The sequence below is a fragment of the Flavobacterium sp. Sd200 genome (assembly GCF_009826935.1).
Classification (GTDB): Bacteria; Bacteroidota; Bacteroidia; order Flavobacteriales; family Flavobacteriaceae; genus Flavobacterium.
The window spans coordinates 260,037-281,603 of sequence record NZ_WUMN01000004.1 but is presented as its reverse complement, the minus strand read 5'-3'; the positions used below and the strand labels follow the sequence as shown (position 1 = coordinate 281,603).

The following is a 21,567-nucleotide window of genomic DNA, read 5'->3' as shown; positions in this document are numbered from 1 at the left end:
AAAAAGTAAATTTTATTATTTACATTTTTGCATTGTAAGTCATCATTCTTTTTTAAGAATAGTCTGCATAAAACACAACTTTTTTATCAGGTTAGCCTTAAGTCATCAGCATGATGATCGTATCCAATTTACTTTTTACTATTATATTTAAATTTTAAGGTTATGAACACTATATGGGACACCCAAAACAGCGCAGAGACCGCTAAACAGCGACGCAACATTGCCGATGTTATACTTATTGACAACGGAATTATAGGCACTGCCCGTACAGAAACCAACAAAACCTTAAAAGATAAACACCCTGAAGCAAAAATTGTATCTGTGGGAGGCCTGTCGTTAAAAGACCGCAACAGTTCTATTGAGGAAACTGCTCCGTACAGTTTTTTAAAAAATACAGGGGCTTTAAAACCTCAGAAGACTTCCTCAGAATTGAAAAAAAACGATACTAAACCGGCAAAACAGGAAGCTTATAGCCTGCCCTCACCGGGAACCGCCTTATCTAAACGTGAAATAGAAATAATTATAATGGCCGGAAAAGAGTTTAACAGTGGTGAAATTGCTGCACGATTAGGCATTAATGTTCGTACTGTAGAAACCCACCGCAAGCGTATAATGGCAAAAACCAACTGTAAAAATTTTATTGGTGTAATTGTTTTTGCCCTTAAAAACAACCATATAAGCATAGAAGATTTTAGTTAGCAAATTAATTTAGTTACTTCTTTTTAAAAACCATTCAGCCTCTGAATGGTTTTTATTTTTAATATTCCTGCCCACTTTTAAATTAAATTGAAAGATTTTATAAGCCTTAAGGTGTTAAAGTGATACATTGGTTTTAAAATTTATCTTAATTTTAGGACTTTAAAAATAAATAATCTTTAAAACCACATAATACTATTATATAGTTTATTGAGAATTTATTTACAATTTTATTCCTTTAATGACCAATACCCAAATGCTGAGAGCAATAATAGTAGACGATATAGATGTAGTTAGACAAAAAAATATAGCCGTAATACATAAATTTTGCCCAAACATTGCCATTATCGATCAGGCAAATAGTGTTGCGACAGGTGTTGACTCCATAAAAAAGTTTTTACCCGACCTGGTTTTCCTCGACGTGGAAATGAACGACGGTACCGGATTTGACATCCTGCAACAGCTTGCCCCTATTAACTTTAAAGTGATCTTTATAACCGGACACCAGGAGTTTGCCATTAAAGCATTTCGATTTAGCGCAATAGATTACCTACTAAAACCTCTTGACCCTGAAGAACTTGTAGAAGCAGTTAAAAAAGCCGAAGAAACATTAAATAAAGAGATACTGGAAATTAAATTCAACACACTTTTTTCTAATTTAGAACGTCCTAAAAATTTACAGAAACTGGTTTTAAAAACGGCTGAAAGGGTATACTCGGTAAACATACAGGACATTGTGCGTTGCGAATCTGATAAAAACTATACTACTTTTTATTTAAATGATGGGCAAAGTCTTTTGGCGTCTACTACATTAAAGGAATATGAGTCGATGCTTGTACCTATGGGTTTTTTCAGATCGCACCAATCGCATCTCATCAACATGGCATATTTTGACCATTTTATTAAGAGCGACAGCGGCACAATTGTAATGAAAGACAAAACCCATATACCGCTGGCAACCCGTAAAAAGGAAGAGTTTTTAACAATGCTTAATTCACTTTAGTTCTTTATAAACTTACCTCTCCATATTCCGCCATCGGTTTTAGCAATAAGTATGTACTGCCCGGCAGATAATTGAGAAGTATCAACCTCTTTTGTATTCTTTGCAGATACAACGGTTTGTCCCAGCATATTTACAACCATAATGCTCTGCACAACGGCAGCTGTTTGCAGGGTAACCTTGTCTTTCACCGGATTTGGATACAATACTATGTTATTTTTAGTCAGGCCATCTGTACTCATGGTGCCCGTTCCGTAACACTCTGAAGTGGCAACACATCCAAACGGGCTGGTAACCCTAACAGCATAAAGCCCATCGTGTGTGGGTATAAACTCACGCCATATAGCCCCTTCAACAGGAACGGGCGGTATAGCAGCATCTGTACATTCCAGCCATTGATAGGCAGCGGCAATTGCTTCATTGCTTACCAGTCTTGTTGCATTATCTTCAACACTTACTGTTGTATCGGGAGCCTGAAAGAAATTAATATTTGTATAGGCTGACATAGCAGATCCACAGCCGTTAGTAACCGTAACATTATATACACCTGTCTGAGAAACAGTAATTGACTGTGTGGTCTCCCCATTACTCCAAACGTTGCCCATTTCGGCACTGCTGGTTAAAGTAACGCTATCGCCTTCGCACAATGTACCTGTATTATTGGCAGTTACAACCGGCATATCCGGCACACCTTCTGCCTGGGTAACAACAATAGGGTCTGACATAAGAAAATTAAAACAAAAAGAAGAACGCTCTAAAGTATAAGTACCTACTTCGTCAAGATAAATAAATGAGCTGTTAAAGTTGTCTAAGGTCAGGTAGAAAGCTCCGTCTTTATATAATGTCCAGTAGTTACGACTATTTTGCGGCCTGTTAGTGCTTATGGCAACAGCACCTCCACCGCCCGCACAAATAGACGGCTCTCCAAAAACCGTAATAGCCGGAACAATGTTGGCCTCCCACATATCTGCCTCGGTAAAGCGTATTACATTAGAAGTATAAGTCCCACAAGGATGCTCAACAGTAAAATAATAGTCGGTATTAAACGCTATGTTTGTAGTAAAAGTTGTGCCTGTTGAGCCGTCCTGCCACACACCTCCATCATAATTTCCATAAAAAGTAATAGGTGCGCCCAAACACAAACCACTTGTAAAAATACCGGGAGGCAGCCCTTCAATTTCATTATCTTTAAGAATTAATGACGGCAACTCATACATTTGTACCGTAACTATATTGCTGTAGGTATTACCACAACTATTGGTATTAGTGATTTGATAATCTCCGGCTTCAGTAACTACTATGGTTGGTGAGGTTTCTCCTGTACTCCATGTGCCATTATTGTTGCCGGATAAAACAACACTAGTGTCCGGGCAAAGCATAATAACATCTGCTGTTGAAGGTATGCTTGATGTAATGGTAGATGAAGTAGACTGATTTACCGTCAACGTAATTGCAGGGGTAATGGTCGTTCCGCATTCATTAGTCATCTCGCAGGTGTAGACCCCACTGTCTGCTAATGTTATACTGTCAAAATGCAAAATACCAGTTGTTTGGGAGGCAACTACTGTAGTACCCTTTTTCCACACATAAGTAGTCGCATTATCATTATGCACGTCAAATGCAAATGGAGTGCCAGAACAAAGAGTATGCGTTTGTGGTTCATAATGCCTGTAAACAGGTTTGCGACACACTTCGAGCAGGTCGTTATCTACCTCTGTCCCTGCCAAACGGGTTACCGTATTGGTTCGAGGATCAAATTTAAATATTGCGACCTGAGTTAATCCATAAAAATTTCCGTCAGAACCTCTTGTTAAAGTACCTATTGGTAAGGCTCCAATATCTCCTGCAAAATGGGTATCTTCAAAATAATGCAGTACGGTTACTGTATTTGTCGTAATATCATATTCATACAAAGAGCCCATTATCTCTTGCGACGGATCATCAGGGTTTGTCCCATGCCCCTCAAGCAAACCATAAAGCTTATTGTTATCTCCGGCAACTAATGGACCCGGACCTGTGCCTGTGGTTGCATAGTTAAAATCAAACTTTTTGGTCATTACATTAGTAGCAATATCATACTCAAACAAAATACCGCTTCCGGCTGGTGCCACACCTTCCGGGCCAATGTGTGCCCCACCAAAATAAGTAGTGCCATACAGCTTGCCGGGAACCGCCTCTATAAGATTACCGCCAGCAAATTTGCCGGGGCCGTTAGTACAATCAAAAGGATAGATATAACTAAAAGCGTTGGTAGCAGGATTGATCCTTATTATAGAACCTAAATAAGGAGCTCCATGCGGGCACGCCGAATAATAAGCCGTTGTACCATATAAAAAACCATCAGACGCCAAGGTGAGGTTGCCTTTCATTTCGTTTTGAATGGTAAGCAACTGGCTTGTAAAATTGGGTGGCCTCGACACAAAACTTGTACTGCCGCTGTTTATATTGTGTTTATAGGTAGCACTCCGTGTATTGCCATACAAATTACCCGATGCATCGGCAATTACACCGCCAATGGGCCACGCCACATTATTAAGGTTATCAATACCAAAAAAAGTCAGTACTCTGTAACGGTTAGTAATAAGATCATATTCGTACAATGCACCATCGCCATCAGCGCGGCTACTGTTAGGAATGTTATGCCCACCACTGTAGGCAATACCATACATTTTATCGTTAGCAGTGTACAACAACCTCCCCTGCGGGTAGCTGCCGTTAATAGAATCGAAGGCATGCATTACAACAGGGTTGGTTCCATCAAAATTAGTTTTAATGATAGCGCCAAAATCAGAAGGATAATTAGGTGAAAAAGATCTGTACCCGGTTTTTGTACCCCAAAATTCTTTTTGTGCGTAGCTATATGTAGTGCTCAGGAACAGGCACAATACAAGTAATTTTATTTTCATGCGGTAAGGTGTTGGTTGGTTTCAATTGCATGTTTTTAACAGGTTAAAAGTAAAACTTTTAACTTATCATACAACAGTTAAACAAACATTCTCCCTACCCATTTTGTAAGATTGTTCTTCTTCTAAAAGAAGCATTTATTGTTTACAGTACTTTAAGGCAATTACATCTTAATCAAGTAATATTTGTAATAATGGTCCAAAAAATGAAGAGCATAAAAAAAGCTCCGCAATGCGGAGCTTTTCTTAATACTTTTACATATCAACTGATTAGTGAGCAGGAGCTGTAGTTTCAGTTGTAGTAGTAGTTTCAGTTTTTGTAGTATCAACAGCAGTTGTATCAGCAGCAGGAGCTGGAGTTTCTTCAACTGGAGTTTCAGTTACTGTTGTAGAATCTACAGTTTCAGTAGTTTCTTCTTTAGCAGTTTCTTTACAAGAAACGAAAGAAACACTCATTGTAGCTACAAGGGCAAGGGTTAAAACAACTTTTTTCATCTTACTAAATTATAAAGGTTAATTATTAATTCGCAGCAAAGATATAAATTTTTTAATACCGCAAAATAATTATCAATAAAAAATACTCAAAACTTTTGCGCCTGAAATTCAGAATTTTACAACTTTAGTTTTACATTTTAACATAATCCTTAACAACCCATTACATCTGTTGATAATGTAATAGGTTGCCAAACAGTAAAATGTAAGGCAAAATCTGGCTTACTTAACAAGTTTCATTTCGTTTACCAAATGTGTAGCCCCCGCATATTTGTCTATTATAAACAACACATAGCGCATGTCTACCATTATGTTTCGGCAAATAGAAGGGTCATAATAAATATCGCTCATGGTTCCCTCCCACACACGGTCAAAGTTTAAGCCAATAAGGTTGCCTTTGGCATCTATAGCAGGGCTTCCGCTGTTACCTCCTGTAGTATGGTTTGTACCTATAAAGCACACAGGCATTTTACCATTCTCGCCATACTGACCATAGTCTTTCTTATTATAAAGATCTATTAATTTTTCAGGAACATCGAACTCATAATCGCCCGGCACATATTTTTCCATTACCCCATCAAGATAGGTTACGGGTTCGTAGTAAGTAGCGTCGCGCGGCTCATACCCTTTTACTTTTCCATAGGTTACCCTAAGTGTGCTGTTAGCATCGGGGAACAAACGCGCCTCAGCAGGACTAAGTTCTAACAACGCTTGCACATAGGTACGCTGCAGCGCAGCTATTTTAAGGCTAAGCTCTTCATATTTTGGAGCCACTTTTTCAAAATAAGCATCAGCCATAGCTTTAATAACCTGATAACCTTTATCTGCATTAAGTGCAGTAATTGCTTTGTCTGCATCGCCAGCCATTAGTTCTTTTACACTGGCAAAACCTGTAAGTTTAGACGATGTGTACACCTCTTTGGTAAGCTTTGCATAATCAACACCTGCAAGCTCTTTTGGCACAAACTGTTGCGGAACTTTCGTTCCGTATAATGCTATAAGCTGCTCAAATATTTTTTCGTCTACGTTTTTATTATAGTCTTTATAGGTACTTTCAAAAGATGCAATCAGGTTTGCCTTACGGTCGTTAAATGCCTGCGCACCTTTGTTTTTATACACCTGCTCTAATTGATATAGCTTGTAACCAATGGTTAACAGCTCAGTGTTGCGCAGGGCAACCTCTGTAAAATAATCCCTTGCCAGCGAATAGTGTTCTATTGCTTTGTAGTTAGTTTCAAAGTCGGCTAACAAATTACCGTATTGCGCCTGTTTACTTGCCTTTTGAGCACGGGCGGTAAACTCTTTTTCCTGATTTTTTTTAACGGCAACGGCATTTGTTTTTTTAAGTCCCTGTGTCTCCCCTATCCACTTTTTCCAGTAGTTGGCAATGCTGGCATATTTGGCTGCATACTGTATTTTTATAGCGTTGTCTTTGCGCATAAAGCCGTCCATAACTTTAAGGGCAGCATCTCTCACCTCTATTTTTGCGGGGTTCAGCACACTAACCGTTTGCTCTACTGCTGTAGCAGGCAAATATTCGGTGGTACGGCCGGGATAACCAAACACAAGTGTAAAATCATCTTCCTTAATACCCTTTAACGATACCGGGAAAAAGTGTTTTGGTTTGTACGGAACGTTGTCTTTACTATAGGCTGCCGGGCGGTTGCTTTTATCGGCATAGATCCTGAATATAGAAAAATCGCCTGTATGCCTTGGCCACACCCAGTTATCGGTATCGCTGCCAAACTTACCTATAGATGATGGCGGTGCACCTACCAACCTTACATCCTTAAAGGTTTCGGTAACAAAAAGCATATATTGATTGCCTTCATAAAACGTACGGATGCTGTTTTCCTGCCAGCTCTCTTTAGGCAGCGTTTTAGTTAGGCTGCTAATATTTTGCTGTATTTTTTGTACACGGGCTTTTTCGTCTAATGCCTGAGTGCCTTCTAAAACTTTAGTGGTAACATCTTCTATTTTAACAATAAAAGTAACCTCGAGGTCTTCGTTAGGCAATTCTTCCGCCTGGCTAATAGCCCAAAAGCCGTTGGTAAGATAATCATGTTCTACCGTACTGTGGCTTTGTATCTCGCCATAACCGCAATGGTGGTTAGTAAGCAAAAGCCCCTGAGACGATATAACCTCACTTGTACACCCACCATTAAAATGAGGCACGGCATCTTTTAGGCTGCTGTGGTTTACATCATAAATATCCTGAACGCTCATTTTCATGCCCAGGTGTTTCATTTCTTTTTCGTTCATACCTTTAAGCAAAGAAGGTATCCACATACCGCCCTGTTGTGCCAGTGCCGGTAATGCTACAAAAAGAAAAAGTAAGCGCAATAATTTCATAGTAATACATGTTAGTGGCCGCAAGATAGCAATTTATTTTTTTAAGGTCAGGCAATCCCCTCCTCTTACGAAAACGTTATTAAATGTATTTTTCACATTTAAAATCCGCCTTAATTCAATATATTTGAATTTTTATAACCTTACCTTATTAAAATGAAACAACGCATTAAGCTAACAGCCACAACAGTGCTTGCCGCACTTGCCCTGGCCTGTAGCTCTAAACAAAGTACTTCGACCGGCAGTAATGATGTCGGCATTACCAATCCTATTATAGATGGCTACTATGCCGACCCCACTATTGTTAAGCACAACGATATCTATTATATATATGCAACCATAGACCCTTGGGGTGGCGAAGAACTTGCCGTTCTTACAACCAAAGATTTTAAAGACTTTACTAAAGAACATATTAACTGGCCCACAAAGGCACAGTGCAAAACAGCTACATCCAGCGATGCCATGGTATGGGCACCATGTGTAGTAAAAGGTACCGACGGTAAATTTTATATGTATGTATCTGTAGGCAGTGAAGTTTGGGGCGGTGTAGCCGATAGCCCGCTTGGCCCTTGGAAAAACCTGAAAGCCGACAATACACCACTGGTTTCTAAAAATGATTTCCCTGTTGTGCATAATATAGATTCTGACTGTTTTATAGATACCGACGGACAGGCCTACCTGTACTGGGGATCTGGCTACAACTGGAAAAACGGAAGATGCATGGTGGTAAAGCTTAAAAAAGACATGCACACATTTGACGGCACTCCGCAGGATGTTACCCCACCTGACTATTTTGAAGGGCCACACATGATAAAACGCAACAACAAATACTACCTCATGTTTTCGCAGGGCAAGGCTATCGACGCAACCTACAAAGTTGGCTATGCCGTGGGCAACAATCCGTTTGGGCCATTTACAAAAGGCGTTAACAGCCCTATATTGCAAACTACAAAAGACAGTGTTACCTACGGCCCCGGCCACCACACTGTTTTTACCGAAAAAGGGCAGGATTATATTTTATACCACCGCATATTCCCTCAAAAGAAAGATTATGTACTTCGACAGCTATGCCTTGACAGCCTGAACTTTGATAAAGCAGGCAATATTAAAGAGATAGTGCCAGCAGGAGTTAAAAATTTCAAATAAAATATAAGCCAGAATTTACATGAAAACAAGATCAATACTATTAATTGCAGCATTAACGGCAGCTAATTTTTTAAACGCTCAGCAAAATAGCGAAGTTAAAAGTCCGGATAAAAAAACAGCCGTAAAGCTTGAAAACAAAAACGGTCAGGTAGTTTACAATGTTATTCACGAAGGCAAAGCATTTATAGAATCGTCTCCGTTAGGAATAACAACTTCTATTGGCGATTTTACTAATAACCTTAAACCTGCCGGGACAAAAACAAAATCTATAAACGAAAAATATGAGCTCAACAGATCGAAGGTCAGCAAGGTTAATTATACTGCCAACGAACTGGTTGCAAGCTATATTAACACCAATAAAGATACTATAAAATTTATCTTTAGGGTTAGCAATACCGATGTGGCTTTTAGCTACATGCTGCCTAAAACAAAAAAACAAACCTCAACCTTTACTATAGATAAAGAATTTACAGGCTTTAAATTGCCGTCAGGCAGTACAGCGTTTATAACTCCGCAATCGCCAACAAAATTCGGGTGGAAAAACACCAAACCGTCTTATGAAGAAAAGTATGTAATTGAGCAGCCTGTGGGCAGTAAATCGCAATATGGTTTAGGCTTTACATACCCTGCACTTTTTCATGTAAAAGACAATACCGGATGGGTACTTATATCGGAAACCGGAACCACAGGTAAATATGCAGGCACCAGACTTGCCGAGCCTACCGCAGCCGGACTCTATGAGGTTGCTTTCCCTATGGAAGGCGAGAACAACGGTGTTGGGGCTACTACCGTATCAGCTACTTTACCTTTCAGTAGCCCATGGAAAACCATTACTATTGGCAAAACACTCGAACCCATTATTGCCTCTACCGTAGCTACAGATGTTGTTAAACCATTGGTGCAGTCTAAAAATATTTTTAAACCGGGTAAAGCAAGCTGGAGTTGGATCATGTGGCAGGACGAAAGCTGTAACTATAATGACCAGATTACTTTTATAGATGTTGCAGCCGCTGCAAATTGCGAATATATTTTGATAGATGCCCTTTGGGACAACCAAATTGGCACAGACAAAATGATAGAGCTTTTTAAATATGCACACTCTAAAAATGTTGAAGTTATGCTTTGGTACAACAGTAACGGCAATTGGAATGACGCTCCGCAAACTCCTAAAGACCGCATGAACACCAAAGAAGCCCGCCGCAAAGAAATGCAGTGGATGCAGCAAAACGGTGTTAAAGGCATTAAAGTTGACTTTTTTGGCGGAGACAAGCAGGTAACCATGCAATTGTATGAAGACATACTTACAGATGCAGCAGAGTTTGGACTGGCGGTTAACTTTCATGGTACCACCCTGCCAAGGGGCTGGGAAAGAATGTACCCAAGCTACATGACCAGCGAAGCAGCATTAGCATCTGAAAACTTGATTTTTGAACAGGCATTTTGCGACAGTTACCCTGTTACGGCTACTATTTATCCGTTTACGCGTAACGCGGTTGCTGCTATGGATTTTGGCCCTGTGTTTTTGAGCAACAGGCTAAACAGGGAAGAAAACAAAGGGAATTTTAGGCGCACAACCGACGCTTTTGAAATAGCTACATCAGTACTGTTCTTTTCGCCGTTGCAACACTGGGGTATTACACCAAACGACATTAAGAACAAACCTGCCTATCTTATAGACTTTTTAAAAGAAGTACCTACCGTTTGGGACGAAACCAAACTTATAGACGGCTACCCGGGCAAGTATTGCGTGCTGGCAAGACGCAAAAACAACACATGGTATATAGCTGCTGTAAACGGCCAGGATACACCGCTTAATATAGATATCAAACTCCCCATGTTAAAAGGTAAAGAGGTGAAGATTATTAAAGACGGTAAAGGCAGTGAGAGTGCCTATGAGATTAAAAAACTAAATTCAGATACTTACCCCCTTAATCTTGCTGCCCATGGCGGGAGTGTTTTGGTTGGAAAGTAATCCGCAAAAAAAATTGTTTGCACAAGCCCTGTAGAATTATATTCTATGGGGCTAGTTTTTTTTAGGATAAATATCATATTCAAACAATGTGTGAGATTTCTCTGCTTCGTTTGAAATGGAATAATTACTATTTGATTTTTTTTGAATCTACGACTTCCTGCTAATTTCCCCAAGCAGCCACAAATAATCTTCCTGTTTGTTAACAAAGTCTTTATTGGTAACATCTATAACAAGGACATTGAGACCTGTAACTGATTTTATAAAATCAAGGTAACCGCGATTAATATTCTCCAAATAATCAGGGGTAATATCCTGTTCATAGTCACGCCCGCGTTTTTTTATATGTTGCAAAAGCCTTTCTGTATTTTGGTACAGGTAAATATACAAGCCGGGCTTGGGTAGTTCTTTATACATTATATCGAACAGGCGACGATACAAACGATACTCGTCTTCGCTAAGTGTGACTTTAGAGAATATAAGCGATTTGAATATATGGTAGTCGGCTACTATAAAATCACTAAAAAGGTCGAACTGCGAAAGATCATCTGTAAGTTGCTGGTAACGGTCTGCCAAAAAAGACATTTCGAGCGAAAAGGCATAACGCGCCTGATCGTTATAAAATAATGGCAAAAATGGATTATCAGCAAAACGTTCGGGTACCATTCGTGCATTAAAATCTTCTGAGATTTTTAAGGCCAACGATGTTTTTCCAGCCCCAATATTACCTTCAATAGCTATATAGTTAAACTTTTCGGGGTTCAGCACTTCAGCCGGTGCGGGCAGTTTCATCACAAACTGACAGTCAGAATTATCGGTAGTGGTAGCTATAAGCCGATTAACATCTTTCTTTAAAACCGGATGCATCCAGTGCGGGGCAACATCCCTTAGTGGGAACAGTACAAAATTGCGGTCCTGCATGCGTGGGTGGGGAACAATGAGGTTTTCCCGGTGTATAACTTCATCATTAAAAGCAATAATATCTATATCTATAGTGCGCGATATGTATTCGCCCGTAGCACTGCGCACCCTCCCTCCTGCTGCTTCTGCATCGAGCAGACCTTGTAGAAGTTCCTGAGCCGCTTTGCAGGTATGTACCACAATGGCGCAATTATAAAAAGGTTCTCCTTCAAAACCCCAGGCAGGAGTTTCATATATGCCCGAAACCTTTACCACCGTAGCAATATGGCTGTTTATGTAATTGATACTTTCCTGCAGCAATTGCAGGCGGTTGCCAAGGTTGCTTCCTAACGATAATATGGCACTGTTTTGAAATTTCATAGGTTGCAAAGTAAGCAAACATTTAGGGTTTACAGGTATTACTGTTAATAATTTTAAAACAATCTGTTTTAGGGTGTAACATATAGTGTACTTTTGCTACTTATTTAAAAAATAAATTTGTGTTATTATGCAGTTTTTAAAAAATGTACTGTCTACAGTAGTGGGATTGTTCCTGTTTTGTTTTTTATTTTTCTTTTTAGTGCTCATAGTAGGTGTCGTAGCGGCAGTTAGTGGCGGTGGAAAAGATAAAAATGTCGTAGAGGTTAAAGATAACTCTGTTATAGAGCTAAACCTTGACGGCGTAACTAACGACTATGCCGGGAGCTTTGTTTATAAGGATTTTGCAATGCTAAACGACGAGCCAAAAGAAGGCCTTACTGATGTGCTTAACGCCATTGATGCTGCAAAAAAAGACGACCGCATAAAAGGCATTACTATTACAAACGGGCACAACATGTTGGGGTTGGCGCAAAGCAAAGCGCTAAGAGATAAACTTGAAGACTTTAAAACGTCTAATAAGTTTGTTGTTGCCTATAGCGATACATACACTCAGGCAGAATACTATTTAAACTCTGTTGCCGATACCATTTACCTTAATCCGGTTGGCGATTTTGAGCTTAAAGGATTATCATCTGAGGTAATGTTCTATAAAGACCTACAGGAAAAAACAGGTATTACCATGGAAGTTATCCGTCATGGTAAATATAAAAGTGCTGTAGAACCTTTCCTTGCAAACGAAATGAGCCCAGCCAACAGGGAGCAGATTACTCAACTGCTCAACTCAGTTTGGAGCACGGTATCTACAGATATTTCAAAAAGCCGCAATATATCGTTAGATAGCCTTAACAGCATTGTAAACAGGTTGGGCGCACGCACTCCTGACATGGCAAAAGCGACTAAGCTTATAGACAAAGTTGCTTATGAAGATGAATACCACAACGGTATTAAAAAAGCTCTTAAGGTTAAAAAAGATGAAGACTACAACACAGTAGACATATTAGATTATGTAAAAGCTTCCTCTCAGGCAATAGATATTGCTACCGACAGAGTTGCAATAATTTATGCCCAGGGCGAAATTTCCGGAGGCGAAGGCGACCTTAACATTATTGGTGAGGGCGCATTGCGCAAGGCGTTTAAAGAAGCAGTTGAGGACGAGGACGTAAAATCGATAGTACTGCGTGTAGATTCTCCGGGCGGAAGCGCGCTTACTTCAGAACTTATCTGGAGGGAAATAGAACTTGCAAAGAAGAAAAAACCGATTGTGGTTAGTATGGGCAACTATGCAGCATCCGGCGGATATTATATTTCGTGCAATGCAAGCAGGATATTTGCCGAACCGACTACTATTACAGGATCTATAGGGGTATTTGGCATGCTGCCTAACTTTACAAAACTGTCTAACAATATAGGCATACATACTGAGGCAGTAAGCACACACAACAATTCCGGACAATACAGTGTTTTTATGCCACTTAAAGACGATACGCGCCAAATAATACAACAGGGCGTAGAACAGGTTTACACTACTTTTGTAAACCGCGTAGCTAAAGGCCGTAAAATGACACCAGCCGCTGTAGACAGCATTGCCCAGGGGCGTGTATGGACAGGAACTGATGCACTTAAAAACGGGCTTGTTGATGAAATTGGCGGACTTGACGACGCAGTTAAATATGCTGCAAAACTGGGTAAAACTACAAATTACAGTACTAAAAACTTCCCTGAATTTGAAAGGGACATAGATAAATACCTGAGTAATCTTGCAGGACTTCCGTTTGCAAAAACCAAAGAAGAGTTTATTAAAGAAGAAGTGGGTGCAGAGAATTATCAAATGATAGAGCGCATTAGGCGTGTTACCCAGCAAAAGGGAGTACAGGCTGTAATGCCTTTCGAGATCAGTATAAGATAGAAGCATTATAAAAATTTAGGCTCAGGCCGCAATTAGCACAGCCACGCTGTACAAAATTTCTGCAAAATTTTTGTCGGTTATTAAATTAGAATTTTTAATAATTGATGATATTTGTAGCGGTTTTTGTACAGCGTGGCTAACTTTTTGATGCTATGTTGGCTTTAGCTTTACAACAATGTGGGCCAAATTTATTATCTTGTAACAAATTAAAATACTATGGTTAAAAAGATCCTGAAATGGACAGGAATCGTTCTTCTTGTCCTTATCATCGCACTTGCGTCGGTACCGTTCTTATTTAAAGACAAAATAAAAAGCATGGTGGTTAAAGCCATCAACGACCAGGTAGATGCTACCGTGGCGTTTGAAGATGTTAGCCTCAGCCTGTTTAGCCATTTTCCCAAGGCAAGCGTTACTATAGATAAACTTAGCGTTATAAACAAAGCTCCTTTTGCAGGAGACACCTTGGTTTACATGGGCGAAATAAACCTGAACATGTCTATTAAGGAGTTGTTTAAAAGCGAAGGCGAAGCCATGCAGCTTGAATCGTTCAGCACAAAAGATGGCGTGGTAAACATACTTTTTAATAAAGACGGTGTTGGCAACTTTGATATCGCTCTTAAAAAAGACGAGCCTGCCCCAAATACTGAAGAGCCAGGCAAACCTTTCGCTCTTACTGTACAAAACTATGCAATAGAAAACCTTCGCTTTAAATATTTCGACGAAGCCTCTAAAATAAAAGTGGTTATAGACAGCCTTAACCATAATGGCACAGGCAACTTTGCTGCCAACAAGCTCGATCTTGACACCCATACCACAGCCACTCTTACTATGGATATGGATAAAACCAACTATATGCGTGCTGTAAAACTTAAGCTGGATGCTGTTTTGGGTATGGATATGGATAAGAGCATCTACACGTTTAAAGAAAATAAAGCTCTTATAAATCAGCTACCGTTAGAGTTTAACGGCAGTGTTGCCATGTTAGAGTCAGGCCAGCAGATAGACCTTACTTTTAACACACCTACATCATCGTTTAAAAACTTTTTAGGGCTGATACCGGAAAGTTATTCCGGCAGTATTGCCAATGTAAAAACCGAAGGAGATTTTACGGTAAAAGGCAAGGTAAATGGTGTTTATAATGAAACAAGCATCCCTAAATTTACATTAGAGCTTGCTTCTAATAATGCATCATTTAAATATCCTGACCTTCCAAAATCAGTAGATAATATAGTTATTGATACAAAAATTATAAACGAGACAGGTGTATTAAATGATACGTATGTTAACCTTGACAAACTATCGTTCCGTATCGATAAAGATGTGTTCGATGCCAGTGCCAATGTGCGCAATGTGGTAGAGAACCCGCTTGTAGATGCTAAATTTAAGGGTGTTATAAATTTAGGCAATGTTAGTAAAGCCTATCCTGTAAAGCTGGACATTCCGCTTTCGGGTATATTAAAAGCAGATGCCGAGGCTAAATTCGATATGAAAACCGTTGAAGCCGGGGCATACGAAAAAATACAGAACAAAGGAAATATAAGCCTTAGCGGTTTTAGCTATAAAGCAGACGGTTTCCCCCACCCTTTTACCATCAACCAAGCCGACCTGCAGTTTAACCCAAGCCGTGTGAGCCTGAGCCGATTTGATGCAAAAACAGGCAGTTCTGACCTTGCTGTTAATGGTACGCTTGATAATTTTTATGGTTTTATATTTAAAGACCAAACCCTTAAAGGGAACTTTAATATGAGTGCCAACAAACTTGTAGTAGCCGATTTTATGGCTCCGGAGCCAGTTAAAACAACCACCACTACAAAGACTGAAGAGGGCAAAGCCACCGAAACTAAAAAAACAGCCACTACAAGCGAAGCTGTTAAAATACCTGCTTTCTTAGACTGTACCATTAATGCCAAGGCTAATACTGTGGTGTATGATAACCTTAACCTGACCAATGTATCGGGCAAAATGGTAATTAAAGATGAGGCAGTTGCACTTCAAAATGTAAAAACAAATGTGTTTGGCGGTGCCATTGGGTTTAACGGAGATGTTTCTACCAAAGGAGCTACCCCAAAATTCAACATGGGGCTTTCGCTTAGCAGCCTGAATATTACACAGGCATTCACTCAGGTAGAAATGCTTAAAAGTATTGCCCCGATTGCCGAGGTTATTACCGGAAACTTTAACAGTGTTATTAATGTGGCAGGTAATCTTGACAGTAAAGAAATGACTCCGGACCTGAAAACCCTTACGGGCGATCTTGCAGGATCTTTAGCTAATGCAATTATACATACAGAGCAGTCTAAGGTGCTTACTGCGCTTACTTCTAACGTAAAATTCCTTGATCCTTCTAAAATAAACCTTAACCAAAAGCTTAATCTAACGTTTAGCGATGGCAAGGTAAACATACAGCCATTTACTATTAAATATCAGGATATAGACATTAAGGTACAGGGAACACATGGTTTTGACCAAACCATGAACTACAATGTTGCCTTTGATGTTCCTGCGAAATACCTGGGCAGCGACGTAAACAAACTGCTTACCACCCTTAAAACAGATGGAAGTAAGATAAGTGTTCCGGTAAATGCAAACATTGCAGGTAATTTTAAAAACCCTAAAGTTACTACCGATTTAACCAAATCGGTTACGAGCCTGACTACACAACTTGTAAATCAGCAAAAGTACAAGTATGTTGCCGATGCCAAGGATAAAGGAAAAGAACTGTTAGGCAATCTTATAAAAGGTAAGACCGGCACCACAACTACCACACCAACCGATACTACTAAGGCTGCCACACCTAAAACAGAAACTGAGAAAAAACAGGAAGCTCAGGAAAAAATTAAAGAAGCAGCTGCAAGCGGACTAAAAAGCCTTTTTGGAAAGAAGAAAAAAGAAGAATAGCTTATAATTGCAGTCACAGTTTATAAAAACACCCGTCAGGTTAATGCTTTGACGGGTGTTTTGTTTTTTATTATAAATTCGAAATAAAACGTTGCAATGCAACATTTACATAGGTTACACATTTATCTGCACCACATACCCCTCATAAGATCGTACATTAAACACGGTACCATCTTCAAAAATAAGGTACTGCCCTTTTATCCCATTAAGCTTTCCTGTGCAGTTGGGTGAAGTGTTAAGGTTAAGACTGCTTATTTTTTTTGGATATTCCAATACAGGATATTCCAGTGTATATAACTTTTCGGGTGTGGTTTCAAAATATTCCTGTACTTCATCGGGCAGTAAAAAACTGGTTTCATTACGGCGGGCTATCATATCTATAGACGGTACATCGTTAACCAACATTTTCTTCCAGTTTATTTTATCTGAAAAATGATTCTTTAAAACCACCTCAGTAATTCCGGCAAGATATCGGTTAGGCACTTCCACTAAAGGTATAGCATAGCTGGCGCCCTGATCTATCCAACGGGTTGGTACCTGGGTCTTTCGTGTAACTCCTACTTTCATGTCGCTGCTTGCTGCAAGATATACAATGTGGGGCTGTAGTTGCACGCGCTGCTCATAGGCAAGGTCGCGGTCGGCAACTCCAAGATGAGCAGTACTCAACTCGGGATGCATGATCCAATCTCCCGCCTGCGGTATGCTGTAAAAACAATCATAGCAAAAACCCATGCGGTATATTTTTTTCTTTTTGCCACAGTTAAGGCACTGAAAACCTATAAAATTAATTTCAAGGTCTTTGCCCAATAACTGGTTCATGTGCAAAAAGCTGTTTTCAAAAACAAGATAATATTGAATGGGGCTGCCTGCCTCGGTTTGCATTTTTGTAAGTACGCCTTCGTATTGCATGGAAAATTTCAGTATATTTATGGCATAAAGATAGTAAAATATGGCCTTGCCTATTATCAATTCGATTGCATCATGGATACTTAAAAAACGTATCCACCAAATAGAATTGTTCATGAAGTACCCTAATGAGGTACAGGAAGAACTGTTGCACAACCTTTTAAACACCGCCCAATATACACTTATTGGCATTAAATACGATTTTGAATCGATAACCAACTATGCCACTTTTGCAGAGCGTGTTCCGGTATCGTCTTATGAAGACGTTGAACCGCTTATAGAACAAACCCGGACAGGTGAGCAAAACGTGTTTTGGCCTACCCAAATAAAATGGTTTGCCAAAAGCAGCGGTACAACCAATGCCAAAAGCAAATTTATACCTGTTAGCCACGAAGCACTTGAAGACTGTCATTATGCAGGCAGTAAAGACCTGCTGTGCCTGTACCTCAATAATAATGAAGATTCGCAGATGTTTACCGGAAAGAGCCTTCGCCTTGGAGGCAGTAAACAACTGTATGAAGACAATAATACTTTTTTTGGCGACCTGAGTGCCATACTTATAGACAACATGCCTTTTTGGGCAGAGATGAGCAGCACCCCAAGCAACAAAGTATCGCTAATGGGAGAATGGGAGAGTAAACTTGCCGCCATAGTACAGGAAACCATACACGAAAATGTGACCAGTTTTGCGGGTGTACCCTCATGGATGATGGTATTGCTAAACCGCGTTATGGAAGAAACCGGTAAAACCAACCTGCTGGAAATATGGCCTAACCTTGAAGTGTATTTTCATGGTGGGGTTAGTTTTGAGCCCTATCGTGAGCAATACAAAAAGATACTGCCAAAAAGCGATTTTCAGTATTACGAGATATACAATGCTTCGGAAGGTTTTTTTGCCATACAGGACAGCAACGACAGCGATGAACTGTTGCTGATGCTGGATTATGGTATTTTTTATGAATTCATCCCGATGGATAGTTTTGGCACGCCAAACCAAAAAGTGATTCCGCTTGCTGAGGTGGTTAAAGATAAAAACTATGCAGTAGTAATTACTACAAACAGTGGCCTTTGGCGTTATATGATTGGCGATACCGTAAGGTTTACCTCTATAAACCCATACCGCATAAAAGTTACAGGAAGGACCAAGCACCACATTAATGTTTTTGGCGAAGAACTTATGGTAGAGAATACCGATAAGGCCCTTGCCAAAGCCTGCAAAGCCACAGGTGCCGAAGTGCTGGACTATACTGTTGCACCTGTATTTATGAAAGGCAGGGAAAAAGGCGCCCATGAATGGATCATTGAATTTAAAAATGCTCCTCAAAATACCGAAGAATTCAGGCAATTGCTTGATGAAGCACTGCAAAGCGTAAACTCTGACTATGAGGCCAAGCGCTACAACAACATGACGCTTAATCCGCTTGTACTTAATGTGGCACGCCCCAAACTGTTTTATGACTGGCTAAAAGAGAACGACAAACTGGGCGGACAGCATAAAATTCCGAGGCTTAGTAACGAGAGACGCTATCTTGAAGAACTTAAGGCCATGCAAAGCGAGGGGAGTTTTACAGAGGGAGTTTAAAATTTAACACATACGCTTACAGCGTTTTACAAAACATTGGCATTAAGTTTGCTTTATAGTATGCAAATACCAACGAAGATGATTTTAATGAAAAAGAAGTATTTATTTGTAATGGGCGCTGCCCTTATGCTGTTAGCCTCATGCTCTACCCACCACCGCTATGGCTGCCGCAGCGGAAGATGCATTGTAGAATCGCAAAAAGCAACAAAACCCACTCCGCAGCCAAATACTAAACGGAATGCGTAAGGCTTAAAAAAGAATTAAAACAAAGCAGTTAAGAATTAAATTTTTAGCTGCTTTTTTATTTTAAACGATATCAAATTAAATATTTAGTTAGCAATTAACTTTTTACTAATTGAAATATACTGGTATTTTTATTATGTTTGAAATATGAATGCAAACATCTACGGGCAAACACCGGAAAACGAAAAACAGAGGCTTAAAGAACTGAGAAGTTATGATATACTGGACAGTCTTCATGAAAAAGACTACGATGATATCGTTACCCTGGCTTCTATTATTTGCGATGTACCTATGGCACTCATTAGCTTTGTAGATAAAGACCGCCAGTGGTTTAAGGCTACTCATGGCCTTGACGGTGAAGAAACCCACAGGCAGCATTCGTTTTGTTCGCATGCTATACTTTCGCCCAACGAAACTATGATAGTGCCAGACTCCCGACTTGATGATCGTTTTAAAGACAACCCCTTTGTAGTAGGCGAACCCAATGTGGTTTTTTATGCCGGTGTGCCACTGGTATCTGAAAACGGATACGGGCTTGGTTCTTTTTGTGTAATAGACCGCAAACCCCGCGAACTTAGCGAAGACCAGCTTAAAGCCATGAAAATACTGGCCGGACAGGTAATGAAATTGCTTGAGCTTCGCAAAACCAATGTAGAACTCAACCTAAAAAAAGAGTTACTGGAACTAAAAGCACAAAACCTTGACGGTATTGTAAGCGCACGTATTGCCCAAATTGAGGGGCAAAAAGTACAGCTTGAAAAAACCAACAAAGAGTTACAGGCTTTTAACTATATAAGCAGTCACGACCTGCAGGAACCACTAAGAAAGATACAAACCTTTACATCGCTTATAGCAGAGCGGGAGTTTGATAATCTCTCTGAAAAAGGTAAGGAATATTTTTTAAAGATAGGCAAGGCATCATCGCGCATGAGCCATCTTATAAAAGACCTCCTTGCCTACTCGCGCACTACGCTCGATAAAAAGAATTTTACCGAAATATCACTACAGGCCGTGGTTAATGATGTGTTGCATGATCTTGAAGAGGATATTAAACAGCGCAATGCCCAAATTACACTAACTGCTGATGCGCACTTTAATGCTATTGCATTTCAGTTCAGGCAGGTAATTTACAATTTACTATCCAATTCACTAAAGTTCTCCCGTGCGGATACAATACCGGAAATTATTATAGACTACAGGCTGGAAACCCGTTTAGAATCGGGTATAACCGGAGCGAGGGAGAAAACATATCACTATATATCGGTTAAAGACAACGGCATTGGTTTTGAGAACAAATACAGCGAAAAGATATTTGAGCTTTTTCAGCGACTTGAAACCAAAGACCTGCAAATTGGTACAGGTATTGGGCTTGCCATTGTAAAGAAAATTATAGACAACCACAAAGGCTATATTTTTGTTGAAAGTGCGCCTGATGAGGGTACAGAGTTTAAGATATTGATACCGGTTTAAATAAGTCATCTTTAAGTACTGATTAAAACTTAAATAACTTACAATTAGAGAAATTCCAATATTTTATAAATAAAATAATTTCACACAATCAATAGGCTATTCTTTCAAAAGTTAATATCAGCAATCATTTAATAATAAATTATAAAATTGATTATTTTTGACATAAAACTAAAGCTATGGATTTAGAAGCGCGTAAAATAAATTTCGTTCAGGAATTTCTCAGAATTGAAAACGAAAAAATAATAAGCAGTTTAGAAGCTCTGCTCAGAAAAAATAAAACTGAACTTTTTGAAAAAGAACTTCAACCAATGAGCCTTCAAAAATTTCACAGCGACATAGACAAATCAATAGAAGACTCTGAAAGCAACAAAGTAGTGAGTGCAAATGATTTGATAGCCAAGGCACAAAAATGGAGTTAAGTATTTACTGGACTGAATTTGCTGAAGAAAAACTTGAAGATATTTTTTATTACTACAAATATAAAGCAGGGGTTAAAACTGCACGCAAAATAGTAACCGGAATAATTAACCAGACTATTGACTTAGATAAAAATCCTGAGATTGGACAACAGGAAGAATTGCTAAAAGGGAGTGACAAAACATTTAGATATCTGATCTACTCTAATTATAAAATAATTTATTGGATAAACCACCCTAAACGGCGGTTAGAAATTATAACCGTTTATGACACAAGACAAAATCCAGAAAAAATAAATCTGTAAAATAA

At 39.4% G+C, this 21,567-nt stretch carries 16 protein-coding genes; 11 read left to right on the top strand and 5 right to left on the bottom strand.

What is annotated here, in order from left to right; genetic code table 11:
• The first annotated feature begins 162 nt into the window (after positions 1–162).
• The gene (locus GR160_RS13140) at positions 163–699 is read left to right on the top strand and encodes a LuxR C-terminal-related transcriptional regulator (RefSeq protein ID WP_160750336.1); all 537 of its coding nucleotides are present in this window, start codon (positions 163–165) and stop codon (positions 697–699) included.
• Between the two features lie 253 nt (positions 700–952).
• Positions 953–1,699, top strand: a complete 747-nt coding sequence (locus GR160_RS13135) for a LytTR family DNA-binding domain-containing protein (RefSeq protein WP_160750335.1) — start codon at positions 953–955, stop codon at positions 1,697–1,699.
• Here the strand turns inward: GR160_RS13135 and GR160_RS13130 are convergent.
• The 3 genes from GR160_RS13130 to GR160_RS13120 all read right to left on the bottom strand — a co-directional run bounded on the left by GR160_RS13130 (position 1,696) and on the right by GR160_RS13120 (position 7,443).
• Positions 1,696–4,602: a T9SS type A sorting domain-containing protein gene (locus GR160_RS13130; RefSeq protein WP_160750334.1), complete on the bottom strand. Its 2,907-nt coding sequence runs from the start codon at positions 4,600–4,602 to the stop codon at positions 1,696–1,698. The two genes, GR160_RS13135 and GR160_RS13130, sit on opposite strands and share 4 nt — an antisense overlap.
• 267 nt (positions 4,603–4,869) lie before the next feature.
• Positions 4,870–5,094: a hypothetical protein gene (locus GR160_RS13125; RefSeq protein ID WP_160750333.1), complete on the bottom strand. Its 225-nt coding sequence runs from the start codon at positions 5,092–5,094 to the stop codon at positions 4,870–4,872.
• A 219-nt stretch (positions 5,095–5,313) separates the two neighbouring features.
• Positions 5,314–7,443, bottom strand: coding sequence for a S46 family peptidase (locus GR160_RS13120; protein WP_160750332.1), 2,130 nt, complete (start codon positions 7,441–7,443; stop codon positions 5,314–5,316).
• 153 nt (positions 7,444–7,596) lie between these two features.
• Between GR160_RS13120 and GR160_RS13115 the strand changes: the two genes are divergently transcribed.
• Together GR160_RS13115 and GR160_RS13110 are read left to right on the top strand one after the other, a co-directional pair.
• Complete coding sequence (locus tag GR160_RS13115) at positions 7,597–8,586, top strand: family 43 glycosylhydrolase (RefSeq protein ID WP_160750331.1); 990 nt, start codon at positions 7,597–7,599, stop codon at positions 8,584–8,586.
• Between the two features lie 19 nt (positions 8,587–8,605).
• On the top strand, positions 8,606–10,558 hold the full coding sequence (locus tag GR160_RS13110) for a glycoside hydrolase family 97 protein (RefSeq protein ID WP_160750330.1): 1,953 nt from the start codon (positions 8,606–8,608) through the stop codon (positions 10,556–10,558).
• 147 nt (positions 10,559–10,705) lie between these two features.
• Here GR160_RS13110 and folK read toward each other — a convergent pair whose 3' ends face one another.
• Positions 10,706–11,836, bottom strand: a complete 1,131-nt coding sequence (gene folK / locus GR160_RS13105) for a 2-amino-4-hydroxy-6-hydroxymethyldihydropteridine diphosphokinase (RefSeq protein WP_160750329.1) — start codon at positions 11,834–11,836, stop codon at positions 10,706–10,708.
• 127 nt (positions 11,837–11,963) lie between these two features.
• Between folK and sppA the strand changes: the two genes are divergently transcribed.
• Together sppA and GR160_RS13095 are read left to right on the top strand one after the other, a co-directional pair.
• On the top strand, positions 11,964–13,742 hold the full coding sequence (gene sppA, locus GR160_RS13100) for a signal peptide peptidase SppA (RefSeq protein ID WP_160750328.1): 1,779 nt from the start codon (positions 11,964–11,966) through the stop codon (positions 13,740–13,742).
• A gap of 216 nt (positions 13,743–13,958) precedes the next feature.
• Positions 13,959–16,640 (top strand): AsmA-like C-terminal region-containing protein, encoded by a 2,682-nt coding sequence (locus GR160_RS13095; protein WP_160750327.1) that lies wholly within the window; start codon positions 13,959–13,961, stop codon positions 16,638–16,640.
• Positions 16,641–16,754: 114 nt separating this feature from the next.
• Here the strand turns inward: GR160_RS13095 and GR160_RS13090 are convergent, their stop codons facing one another.
• Entirely contained in the window at positions 16,755–17,549 is a 795-nt protein-coding gene (locus GR160_RS13090) for a DUF2797 domain-containing protein (protein WP_160750326.1), read from the bottom strand.
• A 40-nt stretch (positions 17,550–17,589) separates the two neighbouring features.
• Between GR160_RS13090 and GR160_RS13085 the strand changes: the two genes are divergently transcribed.
• The 5 genes from GR160_RS13085 (at position 17,590) to GR160_RS13065 (ending at position 21,562) form a co-directional block, all read left to right on the top strand.
• Positions 17,590–19,128 carry a GH3 auxin-responsive promoter family protein gene (locus tag GR160_RS13085; protein WP_160750325.1) on the top strand — a complete coding sequence of 513 codons (1,539 nt, stop codon included), beginning with the start codon at positions 17,590–17,592 and terminating at the stop codon, positions 19,126–19,128.
• Positions 19,129–19,215: 87 nt separating this feature from the next.
• Positions 19,216–19,374 (top strand): hypothetical protein, encoded by a 159-nt coding sequence (locus GR160_RS13080; protein WP_160750324.1) that lies wholly within the window; start codon positions 19,216–19,218, stop codon positions 19,372–19,374.
• A gap of 144 nt (positions 19,375–19,518) precedes the next feature.
• Entirely contained in the window at positions 19,519–20,841 is a 1,323-nt protein-coding gene (locus GR160_RS13075) for an ATP-binding protein (RefSeq protein WP_160750323.1), read from the top strand.
• Between the two features lie 176 nt (positions 20,842–21,017).
• Positions 21,018–21,260: a hypothetical protein gene (locus tag GR160_RS13070; protein WP_160750322.1), complete on the top strand. Its 243-nt coding sequence runs from the start codon at positions 21,018–21,020 to the stop codon at positions 21,258–21,260.
• Positions 21,251–21,562: a type II toxin-antitoxin system RelE/ParE family toxin gene (locus GR160_RS13065; protein ID WP_160750321.1), complete on the top strand. Its 312-nt coding sequence runs from the start codon at positions 21,251–21,253 to the stop codon at positions 21,560–21,562. Before GR160_RS13070 ends, GR160_RS13065 begins: the two co-directional genes overlap by 10 nt.
• Positions 21,563–21,567 lie beyond the last annotated feature (5 nt).